Annotated in this window: 17 protein-coding genes; 9 read left to right on the top strand and 8 right to left on the bottom strand. The window is 75.2% G+C overall.

The window, feature by feature from the left end; genetic code table 11:
- Positions 1 to 72 precede the first annotated feature (72 nt).
- The 6 genes from ACFVHB_RS17890 to ACFVHB_RS17865 all read right to left on the bottom strand — a co-directional run bounded on the left by ACFVHB_RS17890 (position 73) and on the right by ACFVHB_RS17865 (position 5,552).
- Complete coding sequence (locus ACFVHB_RS17890; protein ID WP_380322394.1) at positions 73 to 738, bottom strand: hypothetical protein; 666 nt, start codon at positions 736 to 738, stop codon at positions 73 to 75.
- A 20-nt stretch (positions 739 to 758) separates the two neighbouring features.
- Positions 759 to 1,970 carry an ABC transporter permease gene (locus ACFVHB_RS17885; protein WP_380322391.1) on the bottom strand — a complete coding sequence of 404 codons (1,212 nt, stop codon included), beginning with the start codon at positions 1,968 to 1,970 and terminating at the stop codon, positions 759 to 761.
- Positions 1,967 to 2,785, bottom strand: coding sequence for an ABC transporter ATP-binding protein (locus ACFVHB_RS17880; RefSeq protein ID WP_380322388.1), 819 nt, complete (start codon positions 2,783 to 2,785; stop codon positions 1,967 to 1,969). The genes ACFVHB_RS17885 and ACFVHB_RS17880 overlap by 4 nt, the downstream gene beginning before the upstream one ends.
- On the bottom strand, positions 2,785 to 4,167 hold the full coding sequence (locus tag ACFVHB_RS17875) for an efflux RND transporter periplasmic adaptor subunit (RefSeq protein ID WP_380322385.1): 1,383 nt from the start codon (positions 4,165 to 4,167) through the stop codon (positions 2,785 to 2,787). The genes ACFVHB_RS17880 and ACFVHB_RS17875 overlap by 1 nt, the downstream gene beginning before the upstream one ends.
- Positions 4,168 to 4,479: 312 nt before the next feature.
- Positions 4,480 to 4,695 (bottom strand): DUF397 domain-containing protein, encoded by a 216-nt coding sequence (locus tag ACFVHB_RS17870; protein WP_380322382.1) that lies wholly within the window; start codon positions 4,693 to 4,695, stop codon positions 4,480 to 4,482.
- Complete coding sequence (locus ACFVHB_RS17865; RefSeq protein WP_380322379.1) at positions 4,692 to 5,552, bottom strand: helix-turn-helix domain-containing protein; 861 nt, start codon at positions 5,550 to 5,552, stop codon at positions 4,692 to 4,694. Before ACFVHB_RS17865 ends, ACFVHB_RS17870 begins: the two co-directional genes overlap by 4 nt.
- Before the next feature lie 320 nt (positions 5,553 to 5,872).
- Here ACFVHB_RS17865 and ACFVHB_RS17860 point away from each other — a divergent pair, with 320 nt between their 5' ends.
- Genes ACFVHB_RS17860 through ACFVHB_RS17850 form a run of 3 tightly spaced genes read left to right on the top strand, consistent with a single transcriptional unit; the run spans position 5,873 to position 6,737 of the window.
- Positions 5,873 to 6,247 carry an ATP-binding protein gene (locus tag ACFVHB_RS17860; RefSeq protein ID WP_380322376.1) on the top strand — a complete coding sequence of 125 codons (375 nt, stop codon included), beginning with the start codon at positions 5,873 to 5,875 and terminating at the stop codon, positions 6,245 to 6,247.
- Positions 6,244 to 6,480 carry a hypothetical protein gene (locus ACFVHB_RS17855; RefSeq protein ID WP_380322373.1) on the top strand — a complete coding sequence of 79 codons (237 nt, stop codon included), beginning with the start codon at positions 6,244 to 6,246 and terminating at the stop codon, positions 6,478 to 6,480. The genes ACFVHB_RS17860 and ACFVHB_RS17855 overlap by 4 nt, the downstream gene beginning before the upstream one ends.
- Positions 6,477 to 6,737 (top strand): hypothetical protein, encoded by a 261-nt coding sequence (locus tag ACFVHB_RS17850; protein WP_380322370.1) that lies wholly within the window; start codon positions 6,477 to 6,479, stop codon positions 6,735 to 6,737. The genes ACFVHB_RS17855 and ACFVHB_RS17850 overlap by 4 nt, the downstream gene beginning before the upstream one ends.
- A 294-nt stretch (positions 6,738 to 7,031) precedes the next feature.
- Here the strand turns inward: ACFVHB_RS17850 and ACFVHB_RS17845 are convergent, their stop codons facing one another.
- Positions 7,032 to 7,211 (bottom strand): hypothetical protein, encoded by a 180-nt coding sequence (locus ACFVHB_RS17845; RefSeq protein ID WP_380322367.1) that lies wholly within the window; start codon positions 7,209 to 7,211, stop codon positions 7,032 to 7,034.
- A gap of 140 nt (positions 7,212 to 7,351) precedes the next feature.
- Between ACFVHB_RS17845 and ACFVHB_RS17840 the strand changes: the two genes are divergently transcribed.
- The 5 genes from ACFVHB_RS17840 to ACFVHB_RS17820 all read left to right on the top strand — a co-directional run bounded on the left by ACFVHB_RS17840 (position 7,352) and on the right by ACFVHB_RS17820 (position 12,300).
- Positions 7,352 to 7,819 carry a sortase-dependent protein gene (locus tag ACFVHB_RS17840; protein ID WP_380322365.1) on the top strand — a complete coding sequence of 156 codons (468 nt, stop codon included), beginning with the start codon at positions 7,352 to 7,354 and terminating at the stop codon, positions 7,817 to 7,819.
- A 115-nt stretch (positions 7,820 to 7,934) separates the two neighbouring features.
- The gene (locus ACFVHB_RS17835; protein WP_380322362.1) at positions 7,935 to 8,795 is read left to right on the top strand and encodes a class F sortase; all 861 of its coding nucleotides are present in this window, start codon (positions 7,935 to 7,937) and stop codon (positions 8,793 to 8,795) included.
- Positions 8,796 to 9,047: 252 nt separating this feature from the next.
- Positions 9,048 to 10,001 carry a hypothetical protein gene (locus ACFVHB_RS17830; RefSeq protein ID WP_380322359.1) on the top strand — a complete coding sequence of 318 codons (954 nt, stop codon included), beginning with the start codon at positions 9,048 to 9,050 and terminating at the stop codon, positions 9,999 to 10,001.
- On the top strand, positions 9,998 to 10,834 hold the full coding sequence (locus tag ACFVHB_RS17825; protein WP_380322356.1) for a response regulator: 837 nt from the start codon (positions 9,998 to 10,000) through the stop codon (positions 10,832 to 10,834). The genes ACFVHB_RS17830 and ACFVHB_RS17825 overlap by 4 nt, the downstream gene beginning before the upstream one ends.
- Positions 10,831 to 12,300 carry a sensor histidine kinase gene (locus tag ACFVHB_RS17820; protein ID WP_380322353.1) on the top strand — a complete coding sequence of 490 codons (1,470 nt, stop codon included), beginning with the start codon at positions 10,831 to 10,833 and terminating at the stop codon, positions 12,298 to 12,300. The genes ACFVHB_RS17825 and ACFVHB_RS17820 overlap by 4 nt, the downstream gene beginning before the upstream one ends.
- A 41-nt stretch (positions 12,301 to 12,341) precedes the next feature.
- Here ACFVHB_RS17820 and ACFVHB_RS17815 read toward each other — a convergent pair whose 3' ends face one another.
- A complete protein-coding gene (locus ACFVHB_RS17815) occupies positions 12,342 to 13,262 on the bottom strand; it encodes a helix-turn-helix domain-containing protein (protein ID WP_380322350.1) in 921 nt (306 codons plus the stop codon).
- Positions 13,263 to 13,398: 136 nt separating this feature from the next.
- On the opposite strand from ACFVHB_RS17815, the gene ACFVHB_RS17810 reads away from it, so the two are divergent.
- The gene (locus ACFVHB_RS17810) at positions 13,399 to 14,832 is read left to right on the top strand and encodes an MFS transporter (protein WP_380322347.1); all 1,434 of its coding nucleotides are present in this window, start codon (positions 13,399 to 13,401) and stop codon (positions 14,830 to 14,832) included.
- Positions 14,833 to 14,961 lie beyond the last annotated feature (129 nt).

The following is a 14,961-nucleotide window of genomic DNA, read 5'->3' as shown; positions in this document are numbered from 1 at the left end:
CCCGGGCGGGAGAGCGCGACCCGCCCGCCGGTGGGGTTCGGCCGGGTCGCGCGGACGTCCGGGGCTGCGGGGTCAGCCGGCGGACGGGCCCCGGTTCCCGCCGCCGAAGCCGCCGGCCCCGAAGCCGGTGGCGCCCTCGACGAGCTGGGTCGCGTTGTAGCCGCCGTTGGCGTCCGGGGTGCCGACCACGGTGACGCTCTGGCCGGGCAGCAGGTCGGTGACCTTGCCCTCCTTGTTGAGCTGCACCTTGGTGGCGTCGCCGGTGGTCACCTTGACGGTGTTGCCGTTGGCGTCGGTGAGGTAGACGGTGTTGCCGTCGACGGCCTTGACGGTGCCGCGGGTGAAGCCGCCCTGGCCGCCGCCCTGACCACCCCCCGGGCCGCCGCCCTGGCCGTTGCCCTGGCCGCCGCCCTGGCCGTTGCGGCGGGTGCCGTTCCCGAACCCGCCGGTGGCCGAGCCCCGGGGCTGCTGCTGGGTGCCGCCGGCGGCGACCGCCCGGCCGGAGCCGTTCGCCCCGTGGCCCTGCTGGTACCAGACGCCGCCCGCGAACGCCGTCGCGGCGATCACGCCGCCCGCCAGGCCGAGGGTCAGCCAGGGCAGCTTGCGGCGCGGGGGCGCGGCCAGCTCCGCGGTGACGTCCCGGGCTCCCCCGGCCTCCGGCCGGGGGGACCCCCATGGCGCGGTGGAGAGCGGGGTGACCTGCTCGGCCGGGGTGCCCGGCTCGATCTCGTTGCTCATGGGTATCTCGGTCTCTCGTCCTACTCGTGCCGGAGGGCGTCGATCGGGCGCAGCGAGGCGGCCCGGTTGGCGGGGTAGCTGCCGAAGAACAGCCCGATCGCGACGGCGATGCCGAACGCGCCGAGCACCGACTCGGGGATCACCACCGGCTTGATGCCGACCACGTCGAAGTGCGAGCCGGCGATCCCGACCAGCACCCCGAGCCCGGCGCCGATCACCGAGAGCAGGGTGGACTCGGTCAGGAACTGTCCGAGGATCACCCCGCGCGGCGCGCCGAGCGCCTTGCGGATGCCGATCTCCCTGGTCCGCTCGGTGACGGTGACCAGCATGATGTTGGTGATGCCGATCCCGCCGACCAGCAGCGAGATCGCGGCCACCGCGCCCAGCAGCACGGTGAAGGTCTTCGTGGTGGACTCGCGGGCGGTGAGCAGCGAGGCCTGGTTGCCGATCCGGAAGTCCGCCTTGCTCGGGTCGGCGATCGCGTGGGTGCCGAGCAGCACCCGGGTGATCTCGGCCTGCGCAGCGGTGGTGGTGTCCGCGGAGGTGGCCTGCACCAGGATCTGGTTGACCGAGCCGAAGCCGGTGAAGGCGTTCTGCACGGTCGGCAGCGGAGCGATCACCACGTCGTCCGGGTCGGTGAAGCCGGTGCCGCCCTTGGCCCGCAGCACGCCGACCACGGTGAGCGGGGTGCCGCCGACGGTGATCTGCTTGCCGACCGGGTCGGCGGTGGCGAACAGCTGCTTGGCGGTGGTGGCGCCGAGCACCGCGACCTTGCGGGAGCCGAGCACGTCGTCGTTGGAGAAGTAGTCGCCGTGGCCGATCCGCTGGTTGGCGGTCTCGAAGTACGCGGGGTAGGTGCCGACGATCGAGCCGGGGGTGTACGAGACGTCCCCGTACAGCGCGGTGCCGGAGGCGGTGACCACCGGCGCGACCGACTTGATCGCCGTGGCGTCCGGGTCGGTCGCCAGCGCCCTGGCGTCGGCGACGGTGAGCTTCTTGGCCGCGGAAGCGGTCCGCGCCCCGCCGAAGGACGAACCGGAGCTGACCGTCAGCGCGTTGGTGCCGAGCGAGGTGATCGACTCCTTGACCGCCACCGAGGAGCCGTTGCCGACCGCGAGCAGCAGGATCACCGAGGCGACGCCGATCAGCACCCCGAGCATGGTCAGGGCGGAGCGCACCTTGTTGGCCGCCAGGCCGCCGACGGCGAAGCGGAGCATCTGCCAGAGGGTCACGCGAGCACCCCCCGGGCGCCGGCCACCGGGCGCAGGGCGGGCGGCGGCCCGTCCACCGGGGCCTGCCGGACGTCGCCGACGATCGCGCCGTCGACCAGCCGGATCACCCGCTTGGCGTGCCGCGCGACCTCGTCCTCGTGGGTGATCAGCACCACCGTGCGACCGGTCGCGTTGAGGCCGTCGATGATCGCGAGCACCTCCTCGGTGGAGCGGCTGTCCAGGTTGCCGGTGGGCTCGTCGGCGAGCAGCATCGCCGGGGCCGTGACCAGCGCCCGGGCCACCGCGACGCGCTGCTGCTGGCCGCCGGAGAGCTCGTTCGGGCGGTGCCCGGAGCGCTCGGCCAGGCCGACCAGCGAGAGCGCGGCCAGCGCCCGGCGCCGCCGCTCCGCGGCCCGCACGCCCGCGTAGGCGAGCGGCAGCTCGACCTGGGCGAGCGCGGTGGTGCGGGGGACGAGGTTGAAGGACTGGAAGACGAAGCCGATCTTGCGGTTGCGGACCAGGGAGAGCTGTCCCTCGTCCAGGTGGCCGACGTCGATGCCGTCCAGCAGGTAGCGGCCGGTGGTCGGGACGTCCAGGCAGCCGAGGATGTTCATCAGGGTGGACTTCCCCGAGCCCGAACTGCCCATCACCGCCACGTAGTCGCCCTGCTCGACGTCCAGGCTGACGCCCAGCGGCTCGCCGGTGGCCGGGTCGGCCGGTCCGTGCAGCGCGTGCACGGTGGCGTCGCCGCGCCCGTACGACTTGGTCAGGCCGCGGATCCGGATCACCGGGGGCGGCGCGGATCCGGGCTCGACGGCGGGGATCTGGCGCGCCATCAGCGGTTACCGCCGGACCGGCCCGCGCCGCCACCGGCACCGCCGGCGCCGCCCCCGAACCCTGCCACGCCGCCCGCGCCGCCGCCGTTGCGGCCGCCCTGGCCGCCGCCCACGCCCGGGAAGGAGCCGTTGGGGAAGCCGTTGCTGCCGCTGGTGGTGGGGAGTTCGACCTTGTCGCCCTCCTTCAGCCCGGAGACCACCTGCACGGTGGTGTCGCCCTCGACCCCGACGCCGACCTCGACCCGCTCGGTGGTCCCGTCCGGGTGCACCACGGTGGCGGTCCGGCTGGTGCCCGTCCCGGCCAGCGCCGCGGTGGGCAGCGAGAGCGCGTTGTCGGCCTCGCCGGTGACCACCGAGACGGTCGCGCTGAGGCCGGTGCGCAGCTTGCTGGTGTCCCCGGCGATCTGCAGCGTGGCCGCGTACTGGACGGCGGCCGCGCCGCCGCTGCCGCCGCTGCTCACCGGGAGCGAACTGACCGACAGCACGGTGGCGTTGAGCTTGGTGTCGGACTGCGCGTTCAGGGTGACGGTGGCCGCCTCGCCCTTCTTCAGCTTGAGCGAGTCCAGCTCGGAGAAGTTGGCGGTGACCTGCATCCCGGTCGGGTTCGTCAGCACGATGAACCCGCTCGGCGCACCCGACGCCGTGCCGGTGCCGGTGGACTTGCCGGTCCCCGAGGTGGTGCCCGAACCCGAGCCGCTCCCGCCGACCGTGTCGCCGACCTTGCCGGAGACGGACGCCACCGTGCCGTCCACCGAGGCGGTGAGCGTCGTCCCGGACAGCGCCGCCTTGGCGTTGGCCAGGTTGGTCTGCGCGGTGGCGACCTGCTGCTGGGCCTGGGCGACGGCCGCGTCGTCCACCTTGGTGGTGGTGATCGTGGTGGTCTGCGGAGCGGGCGCGCTGCTCGCGCCCGCTCCGCGTTCCCCTCCGCCGCCGCCGGCGCCGGAGGACGGCTGAGCAGCGGCCGGGACCTGCTGGGTGGTCGTGGTGGTGACCCCGGCCTGGGCCTTGGCGAGGTTGGCGTTCGCCGTGGTCAGCGCCGTCTGCGCGGCGTCCACCTGCTGCTGGGCCGCCGTGGTGTCGACGGTGGCCAGCACCTGCCCCTTGGTCACCGTGTCGCCGACGGCGACCTTGACGGCGGTCAGCTTCCCGCCGGTGGTGAAGTCCTGCGCCGCGTCGGTGGGCGAGGCCAGGGTGCCGGTTCCGGACACGGTGGCCAGGACCGTGCCCTTGGCCACGGTCGCCGTCCGGACCTGCGACTTCGCGGAGGCCTTCTCGGTACCGCTGTCCAGCGTCGTGTACGCCAGGGACACGGCGCCCACCAGGGCCACGCCGAGCGCGGAGTTCAGGAGGACGGCACCACGCCGTCGCGGGAGGACCTTCATGCCGCACAGCTTCGCGCCGCGCCCTTTCGAGATCCTGGGCCCCGCCTGGGAGAAGGCTGATCACCCAAATCAGGTCATTGCGTCACAAGCCACCCGGCCGGGCATCACCCTTGGCCCCCACGTGGCCCCCCGTTGACAGAAATCCCAGCCCCCTCCCAGCTACCCCCAGCCACCCGGAAGATGAACCGCCCGCGCCTGACCTGCGGAGCAGGAAGTCGGCCGGGCCGACTTCCTACTCCGGGGGGCCACCATCACGGACGCACTCAGGGCTCCTCGCCGGTGCGGCGAGGAGCCCTGAGGAGCGGTCGGGGGTCAGGGGCGGGCGGTGAAGTGGTCGAACTCGCCGGCCTTGATGCCCTGGAGGAACTTGGCGAACTTGAGAGGAGTGGTGCGAACGATGATGTCGGCGTCATCGGACTCGCGGATCTCGACCACGCCATCAGCACCACGGACCTCGACGCAGTTGGCCTGATCACCACTGAAGCTAGATTTCTGCCAGTTGAGCTGGGACATGGATTCCTTCCTCAAAGCGTGTAGCGGATGTGCTGGATCAAACCCCAGGAGTCGTGTTCCTCCCGCGATCGCAGACTGCGGGTCGTGTCCACGGCGGGCAGCGCAAGGGACTTCAGCCGCTCGAACTTCGCTCGATATGCGGTGACAGCTTCCGGCTCTCCGAGGTACGAGGAGCCGCCCGGGTGTTCCATCAACACCGTGTCCAGGTCGCTGTGCGGACCGCGAACAATCATGAATGAGGTGTCGGTGGACACGTACTCGGTGCAGCGGAACGGCAGGATCTGAATAGTGACGTGCGGAAGCGCACTGATTTCCACGAGGTGGTCCAGTTGTTCACGCATGACGGCAGGACCGCCGAACTGCGCGCGAAGGGCCGCTTCGTGGATCACGGCGTGGAGCGGCAGCGCCCGTTCACCGGTTATGGCCTTCTGACGACTTCGGCGGAACTCCACCTTCCTGGCATTGCCGTCGAGGATGATCTCGCTATAGCGGGACACCTGGAGAAGGCCGGGGATCAGCAGGGTCTCATAGCTGTCCAGGCGGCTGGCAGTCGACTCGGACTCTGCGAGATCCAAAGCAGAAGCGTGGACGTCTCCCTTGAAGTCAGTCCACCATCCCTTGCCGCTACTGAGCCCCATCTCCTGGATCGCCGCCAAGTAGGTCTCATCCGTGTGACCGTAAGCCGCCAGCAGGGCCGCCACCCGTGCCGGCTCCAGCCCGGTGCGACCGGCCTCAATGTGACTGAGTTGCGGACCACCCATGCCTACGAGCGCCCCCGCATCCTTGACGGCCAGCCCTGCCGCCTCGCGGAGCCGCCTCAGCTCGGCGCCGAACCGTCGTTGCCGCTCACTGACTTGGGTTCTGAGTGCCAAAGGTCGTCCTTCCGTACCGGAGCAGTCTCCCGCTGCACAGAGTCGGGGTGCCACTCACACGAGTGAGGCTACTCAACTCCACCACGCCATCTCGCCGGATCTCGTTGCACGAATGGAACCTCATGACTTACCGTCAGTGTTGCGTCAGTCACACGACGGCATGTCAGTAACGCCTTTCCAAGGCAGTAGGCGCCTGCTGCCCGCGCACCGCAGAGCAGCCACGCACGGCATCAACCAGCCGCGCCCTGGCCTGGCTCACGGCGACGATTCCGCCGGTCAACGACGAATCCACCACTCCACCTCTCTCTCGGAGGTTCCCCATGTGTGCCTTCAACCCGCCCGACTGGTCCGCCGCCCGCGAGGCGCTGCGGGACGCCCTCGCCACCGCCGGCTGGTCGGACGACCTGATCCACGACGCCGAACTCGCCCTGCACGAGCTGTTCGTCAACGCCTGGAAGCACGGGGGCAACCCCGCGCCCACCGTGGTCGTCGTCCTGCTCGCCGACCGCACCGTCCGCGTCTCCGTCGCGGACGACAACCCCGCGCTCCCCCAGCCGCGCGTCTCCGCCGACCCCTACGAGCTGTCCGGCCGTGGCCTGTTCCTCGTCCGCTCGCTCACCCACCGCTTCGGCGCCGCCCCGCGCGAGCGCGGCAAGGGCAAGTTCGTCTGGTTCGAGCTGGACGCCGCCGCGTGATCCCCGTCCCGACGGCCACCCCCGCCGTCCGCACCGAGCGCACCACCGCCGCCTACCTCGCCGTCGAGCGCGTCCCCGACGCCGCCCTCCAGCTCCGCGTCGCCGTCGACCTCGACGTCCACGCCGGACCCGGCGAACAGCTCGCCGTCCCCCTCACCCGCGACCAGGCCCACGACCTCCTCCACGCCCTCGCCGCCCACCTCGGCCACCGCGTCCTCGGGATCCGCCGGTGAACGCCATCGCCCTCACGGCCTTCGCGGTGCTCGTGGCGCTCGCCATCGCCACTGTCGCGCTCGGCGTCGTCACCGCCCTCAGGGTCACCGCCGACGCCACCGCGCCGCCACCCATCACCCGGCACGGCCGCTGGGAGCTGCGCCGACTCCCCGACGGCACCCACGAGTACGCCTGGATCGCCCGCCAGGCCGGCCACTTCGGCCCCGAAACCGACCGCCCGCCCACCCCGCGCGGACGGCACCGCATACCCGCCTGACCAGCAACCGCGGAGGCCCTCGCCCACTCGGGGCGCGGGCCTCGCGGTTCGGTGTCAGCCAGGGCGGTGGCCGTCAGGGCCAGGGCCGCGGCGCCGAAGACGACCACGTGGCGGGCGTTCCGGAAGATCCAGACTCAGCGGGGGAAGCCACCCTCCACGGCCTTGAGCAGGGCGGCGACGCCGATCCGGACCAGCTCCGCGCCGGGCTGGCGGCGGTCAGGTCGCTGTAGGGGATCACCACGTTGACGGCCAGGACGCAGGAGGCGCCCTCGGGGTTGAGCCCGGCGGTGGCGGTCAGCGCGGCGGCGACCGCACCGGCGCCCAGGCCTCGTGCCGGCTGGTCCGCACGTTCCGGCGGCGCAGCTCGGCGTGGGCGGCCTCGGTGGCGGTGGCGCCGAAGCGGGACCGGACCAGCGGGATGCTGACGAAGGCGGCGGCGACGGACAACTGCACGGCGGTGATGCAGAAGTTCACGACAGCCGACGGTCGTTACGCAGCCGATGGGTGGCCGTGACACGACCGGCCGGGGACCGCGACACGGCACTCCTACCGTCGCTGACGAAGCCCCGGCCCAGCCGGCCGGGGCCCGCGTCCCGACGAAGGAGTGACACCGCATGACCAGGAGCCGTACCCACCGCTCGCCCGCCCGCCGTGCGCTGGCCGTCTGCGCCCTGACCGGGGCCGCGCTGCTGGCCTCCCTCTCGGGCGGTCAGGCCTGGGCCGACGGGGCCCCGCAGCCCGCGCCGGCCACCCCCAGCGCCGGCCAGGCCGCCGGCTCGGGCGCGGCGCCGAGCGCCGTCCCCCAGCCGAAGGTCTCCCGCCCGGCCTCCGCCCCCACCGGGTGGGCCGCCGAGGCCGCCCCGACCCCTGCCCCGGCGGGCGCCGGCTCCGGCTCCGGCGGCCCCGCGACGGCGAGCCCGCAGGTCCGCACGGTGCCCAAGGGCGCCGCCCAGGCCGGCGACGGCTCCGGCTCGACCGACTCGTCCGGCCTCATGCTGGCCGGCGGCGGCGCCGTCGCGGCCGTCGGCGCCGGCGTCCTGGGCTTCGCCCTGCTGCGCCGCCGCTCCGGTGCGCGCGGCTGACACCGGCCCCGGGCCCTCGCGGCACCCCGTCGCCCCCGCTGCGTACGGGCCCGTGCGCAGCGGGGGCGACGGGGCCCCGGCCCGGGTCGGAGGAGGGGCGGCGGGGACCGCGGAGGTGCCCGCCCACCACCCCGCGGCGGAATCCCCCGCCCGGCACCGGGCCGACCAGGCCGACCAGGCCACCGGACGCCGCGGCACCCGCGGTCGGAGCCACCGCCGGGCCCGGACCGACCGCCCCGGACCGACCGGCCTGCACCGGAGCGCACCGCACCGGACCGCACTGCGCCGAACCACCTTGGGCGCGGCCGGCCTGCTCTGCCTGGTGCTCGGCGTCTCCGTGGCGTTGTCGAGCCGGCAGACCCCGGTGGTCCGGATCGAGGCCTCGGCGCACCAGCCCGGCAGCACCGCGCCCGCGGCCACCGTCCCACCGACGGGAGCCGGCACCGCAGCCGGGCCGGGAGCCGGAGCCGGAGCCGGCAAGGCCGGCACGCCCCCGGCCGGCGCGCCGCGACCGTTCGCGGCCTCGCCGCCGACCCGCCTGCTCGTCCCGGCCGCCGGGGTGGACGCGCCGGTCACCGGCCTCGGCCTGAACGCCGACGGGACGGTCGAGGTCCCGGCGGCCGACCGGGCCCAGGAGGTCGGCTGGTACCGCAACGGCCCGACGCCGGGGGAGACCGGGCCGGCCGTCCTGATCGGGCACTACGACACCGCCCACGGCCCGGCGGTCTTCCGCGGCCTGCCGAAACTGCGGCCGGGCGACCGGATCCAGGTCCGGCGGGCGGACGGCAGCACGGTGGACTTCCGGGTCCGGGCGCTGCTCCAGGCCGCCAAGGACCGGTTCCCGACCGACGCGGTGTACGGCGACACGGCCGCGCCCGAGCTGCGGCTGATCACCTGCGGGGGCCGGATCGGCGCGGACGGCCACTGGACGGACAACATCATCGTCCAGGCGGACCTGGCGGCCCCGACGGGCTGAGGACGGCTCCACGGGCGGCGCGGTCAGGCGCGCCCGGCGCGACGGAACCGCCGGCCGCCGCCCGGGCGACCTATCCACCGGGGACGAACCGGGCGCACTGCCCCGGGCCGGAACGCACGGCCCGCGGACACACGGGCCGGAACACACGGCCCGGAAGTACAGAGACCGGAAGCACCGCAGACCGGAACCAGACCGACCGGAGCACCTCGGGCCGGAAGCGCCGCCGCAGACACAGGAGGACGAGCACCAGCCGTGGCAGCATCACCCCCGCCCCGCCGCCGGGCCGGCGCCGCACCGCCCCGGGCCGTCCGGCCGACCACCGCCGCGCCGACCACCGGCGCCCTCTCCGCCCTCCTCACCGTGCTCACCGCCCTGGCCGCCCTCGTGCTGACCGCCTGCGGCGCGCCCGGCGAGCTGCGCGACCACGGCCCCGCCCAGCGGGTGACGCCGCCGCCGGTGCCCCAGCCGCTCTGGTCCGGCCTCGCCGTCGCGCCGCCGCCGACCTCACCCGCACCCGGCGCGAGCCGCTCCTCCGAACCCCCGCCGCAGCCCGTCCCCGACGTGACCGTCCCGGGGCCGGACGTCGCCGCCGTGGACGTCCGCGCCGTCCTGGCGAAGGACCCCGGGGTGAGCCAGGACGAACGGCGCGCGCTCGACGCCTGCCCGGGCTGCGAGGTCCGCGCCCCGGAGTTCCGCGATCTCACCGGTGACGGCCGACCCGAGCTGATCGTCGCCGTCGGCACGGTCGGACCGGTCGTCCTGCACGTCTACACCACGGCCGGCGACCACCTGCTGCCCGTCCTCCGGGTACAGGTGCTGAAGGGGTTCGGCGCGGAGACCGTCGGCGCGGACCTGTGGCTGCACGAGCCGACCACCGTGAGCACCCGGACCAGCAGCCACTACCGCTGGGACGGCACGCGGCTGGGCCTGCTGGAGCAGCGGGTCGAGGGCATCGGCCCGATCACCGGCCCGGGGCAGGGGAGCACCTCGGACCAGGAGGCCACACCCCCCACCACGCCCGGGCCGAAGGCCAGCCGGCCGTGGGATCCGGCCGCCACGGGCCGGCCCCAGGCCACCCCCGTCCCGGGCGGCACGGGCTGGGCCGCGACACCCCAGCCGCAGGGCGGTGCGGGGCTCGTCGTCCCGCGCCCCGCCGCTTCCCAGCCCGCCCGTCCGACCGCGGCTCCCCCGGAGGCCAAGCCATGAACCCCGCAGCGCCCGTCCCCGCGTCCGTGCCCGCGACCGCGCCGGCCGCCCAGCCGCACATCCTCATCGTGGAGGACGACGAGGTGATCCGGGAGGCGACCCGGATGGCCCTGGAGCGCTACGGGTTCCCGGTCTCCACCGCCGCCGACGGCCTGGAGGGGCTGGAGGCCTTCCACGCCGTCCGCCCCGACCTGATGCTGCTGGACGTGATGCTGCCGCTCCTCGACGGGGTCGGCCTCTGCCGGCGGATCCGCGAGGAGAGCCAGCTGCCGATCCTGATGATGTCGGCGCGCACCGATCCGGTCGACGTGGTGTCCGGCCTGGAGGCGGGGGCGGACGACTACGTGGTGAAGCCCTTCGAGAGCGCCGTCCTGGTGGCCCGGATCCGGACGGTGCTGCGGCGCGTCCGCGTGGCCCCGGCCACCGAGACCCCGGCCCCCGCGCCGACCGCGCCCACCGCCTCTCCCGGGCAGGCCCGTGCCGAGCAGGCCCGAGCCGAGCAGACTCAGGCCGGACCGGCCCGCACCGAACCGGCCGCGCGCCACCTCCGCAGCTTCGACGGCATGGAGGTGGACACCGAGAGCATGGAGGTCCGGGTGCACGGGCGGCTCGTCCCGCTGACCCCGACCGAGCTGCGGCTCCTGCTGGAGTTCACCGCCGCGCCCGGCATCGTGCTGGAGCGCTCCGCCCTGCTGGAGCGGGTCTGGGACTACGACTGGGGCGCCGACACCCGGGTGGTGGACGTCCACGTGCAACGGCTGCGCGCGAAGATCGGCAGCGGCCGGATCGAGACCGTCCGCGGCTTCGGCTACAAGTTGCGGCGCCCGGCATGACCGCGGAACCCATGCCACCGGAAGCCGCGACCCCGGAAGCCGCGACCCCGGAAGCCGTGACCGCGGAACCCGCGCCACCGGGACCCACGCCCCCGCGGCGCACACCGCGGCGCCGCCTCACGCTGCGCCGGATGACCCTGCGCCGCCAGATCGCCACCGCCGTCGCCGCCATCTCCGTCCTGGTCGCGGTGGCGGTCGGCCTGCTGGTCCACCAGGCGATGATCCGCCAGCACGTCGACCAGGCCCGCGAGTCGGCGCTCACCGCACTCGACTCCGCGGTGGCCGCCTACAAGCGCGGCGAGCCGGTCGCCGGCCGCAACGCCGCCCTGGACGACCCGGCACTGCCGCCCCGGCTGCGCGCCCTCGCGACGGACGGCCGGCTGGGGTCGCTGCTGGCGGGCGGGCCCGAGGGCGAGGCGATGTGGGCGGCCGGCGCCGTCCAGGGCGGGGTGCTCTCCGTCCGGGTGGACTTCACCCAGGACCGGAAGGCGATCGCCGACCTGGACCGGATCATCCTGATCACCGTCGTCGCCTCCGTCTTCACGACGGTGCTGGTCGGCGTGCTGGTCGCGGACCGGATCAGCCGGCGGCTGCGGACGGCGGCGACGGCCGCCCGGGGGATCGCCGCGGGGCGGACGGACGCCCGGATCGGCGAGCTGGTCGACGGGCGGGACGAGGTCGCCGACCTCGCGGCGGCCGTCGACCAGATGTCCCGGGCGCTGCACCGCCGGCTGGCGGACGAGCAGCAGTTCACCGCCGACGTCGCCCACGAGCTGCGCACCCCGCTGACCGGGCTGGTCACCGCGGCCGAGCTGCTGCCCCCGGGACGGCCCACCCAGCTCGTGCAGAACCGGGTGCAGGCGCTGCGCTCACTGGTCGAGGACCTGCTGGAGGTGTCCCGGCTGGACGCCGACGCCGAGACGCCGTACCTGTCCGCCGTGCCGCTGGAGCGCGCGGTGCGCCGCACCGTCGGGCTCACCGGGCTGGAGGTGGAGGTCGACGTCCGGCCGTCCGCGGCCGACGCCTCGGTGCGCACGGACCTGCGCCGGCTGGACCGCATCCTGGGGAACCTGCTGGTCAACGCCGACCGGCACGGCGGCGGCCCGGTCCGGCTGGAGGTGGACGGTCTGCGGATCACCGTCCGCGACCACGGGCCCGGCTTCCCGGACGACCTGCTGCGGCACGGGCCGCAGCGGTTCCGGACGAGCGTGCGCGAACGCGGACGCGGCCACGGGCTCGGCCTGACGATCGCCCAGGGCCACGCGCGGGTGATCGGCGCGGCCCTGACCTTCGCCAACCACCCGGACGGCGGCGCGGTGGCGACCCTGGAACTGCCGCCCACCGCGGCCTCCGACCCGGACGACGGCCCCACCGGCGCCCCGGCCGACGACACCCCCACCCACTGCACCGACGGCACCGACGGCACCGGCACCCCCGAGCCGCCCGCCCACGCGGTCACTCGCTGACCGCACGGGCACCGGCACCCCCGAGCCGCCCGCCCACGCGGTCACTCGCTGACCGCACCCCCGACCGGCGCCGGGCCGTCCACCGCCATCCGCCCGGCGGCCGCCGCCGCGCTCGCCGCCAGCAGCCGGAGCCCCGCCTCGGACGGCGAGCCGGGGGCGGCGCTGAACAGCAGCATCCGGTGGCCGGAGGCCTCGGGCAGCGGGAGCGCCTCGAAGTCCAGCGTCAGCCCGCCGACCACCGGGTGCCGGAGCTCCTTCGTCCCGTACAGGCAGTCGTGCACCGGGTGGCGCGACCAGAGGGCCGCGAACTCCGCGCTCCCCATGGACAACTCCCCGATTAGCTCGGCCAGCTGCCGGTCGCCCTGGTGGCGCCCGGCGGCCAGCCGGAGGAACGCCACCTGGGCCCGTGCCTCGGCCTCCCACCTCGGGTACAGCGCCCTGGTCCGCGGGTCGAGGAAGAGCAGCCGGGAGAGGTTCGGGCGGTCCGCCGGGCGGTCCGGGCCGGCCGGGTCGAGGTGGCCGGCCAGCAGGGCGTGGCCGAGCGGGTTCCAGGCCAGCACCTCGTTGCGCCGCCCGACCACCACCGCCGGGACGTCCGTCATCGCCGCGATCAGCTGGCGGACGGCCGGCCGGGCCCGCTCGAACCGCTCGGCGGCCCGCCCCTTCGCCGCCCGGCCCGGGCGGGCCAGGTTGCGCAGGTGGGCGTGCTCGTCACCGTCCAGCCGCAGGGCCCGGGCGATGGCGTCGAGCACCTCGTCCGAGACGTTCCGGCTCTGCCCCTGCTCCAGCCGCGTGTAGTAGGTGATGCTGACGCCCGCCAGCTGGGCCAGCTCCTCGCGGCGCAGCCCGGGCACCCGGCGACGGGTGCCGTACGCGGTCAGGCCGACGTCCTCGGGCTGCAGGCGGGCGCGGCGGGTGCGCAGGAACTCGCCCAGCCCGGTGGGTGTCTCCGATGCGGTCATGGACCCAGTCAACACCGGCCGGCGCGACCGAGCCTGCCCCTGCCGGTGCCACCCTCGGCGGGGGTCTGGGTGGGCCGCCCGGAACCGCGCAGGCTGCTGCCGTCACCGGGAGAACCCGTCGAAAGGCAGCAGTGCGATGACCACCACCGTCCCCGAGGCACCACCCGCCGCCGCGCCCGCGGCCGTCATGACCGGCCGTCAGCGGCTCGTCCTGGTGGTCCTGCTGGCCGCCCAGTTCATGCTGGCCGTGGACTTCTCGATCCTGAACGTCGCCCTGCCGGTGATCGGCCAGGGCCTCGGCTTCACGCTCGGCGACCTGCAGTGGATCGCCACCTCGTTCGCGCTCTGCGCGGCGGGCTTCACCCTGCTCTTCGGACGGGTGGCCGACCTGGTCGGACGGCGCCGGGTGTTCCTGCTCGGGCTGGCGGTGCTCGCCGCCGCCTCGCTGGTCGGCGGGCTGGCGACCGGCCCGGAGCTGCTGCTGGCCGCCCGGGTCGCCCAGGGCCTGGCCACCGCCGCCGTCACCCCGGCCGGGCTGGCGCTGCTCACCACGGCGTTCCCGGAGGGCCCGCTGCGCGAACGGGCGCTGGGCCTGAACGGGGCGCTGATGTCGGCCGGCTTCACCTCCGGCGCGGTGCTCGGCGGGCTGCTCACCGACCTGCTCAGCTGGCGCTGGGCGTTCTTCGTCAACGTGCCGGTCGCGCTGGCCGTCCTGCTGGTGGCGCCCCGGCTGATCGCCGAGAGCCGCCCGCGGCCGTCGGCCGGGGGAGCCACGACGGACGGGCGCGCCCGGATGGACCTGCCGGGCGCGGTCACCGTCACCGGCGGCCTGCTCGCCCTGGTGTACGGCCTGACCAGGGCCGGGGAGCACGGCTGGGGCGACCCGGTCGCGCTGTGGGCGCTGGCCCTGGCCGTCCTGCTGCTGGTGGCGTTCCGGTTCGTCGAGCGGTCCGCCGCCGCGCCGCTGGTGCCGGTCCGGGTGCTGCGGCGGCGCACGGTGGTCTGGGGCAACGCGGCGGGGCTGCTGGCCTTCGCCACCGAGACCTCGCTGGTGTTCCTGCTGACCCTCTACCTGCAGCGGGTGCTCGGGTTCTCGCCGCTGGCCACCGGTCTCGCCTTCGGCGTGCTCGGTGCGGGCACCGTGCTCGGCGGGGTGGTGGCGGCCCGGCTGATCGGCCGGCTCGGCAGCAGGGGCGCGCTGCTCACCGGCTTCCTGGTGCAGGCGGTGGCGACCGCCTCGCTGGTCCTGCTCGGCGCCGACCGGGCCTGGCTGGGGCTGCTGCTCGCGGCGACCTTCGTCGGCGGGGTGGGCAACATGCTGGCGATCGTCGGCTTCATGGTGACGGCCACCTCGGGCCTGCCGGACGAGGAGCAGGGGCTGGCCACCGGCGTCGCCACGATGACCCAGCAGGTCGGGATCACCCTCGGCACCCCGGTGATGAGCTCGGTCGCCACCGCGGCGGCCGCGGGCGCCACCGTGCTCACCGGCGTCACCTGGGCGATCGCGGTCAACGCCGCCCTGGTGCTGCTGGCCGGCGCCGCCTCGGCGCTCTTCCTGCGGCGCCGGTGACCCGGCGCACGGCAGCCGCGGGGTGGGGGTGGGGGTGGGGCCGCGTAGCCCACCCGCGCGCCGCAAGGGCCGGATACGGGCAGTAACGCCCGCAGCCGGCCCCCGCCGGCCCCCGCCGGCGCCCGGCGC

Origin of the sequence: Kitasatospora sp. NPDC127111, assembly GCF_042677465.1 — a bacterium.
GTDB lineage: Bacteria > Actinomycetota > Actinomycetes > Streptomycetales > Streptomycetaceae > Kitasatospora.
The sequence above is the reverse complement of the archived record's forward strand: the minus strand, read 5'-3'. Positions and strand labels throughout refer to the sequence as shown.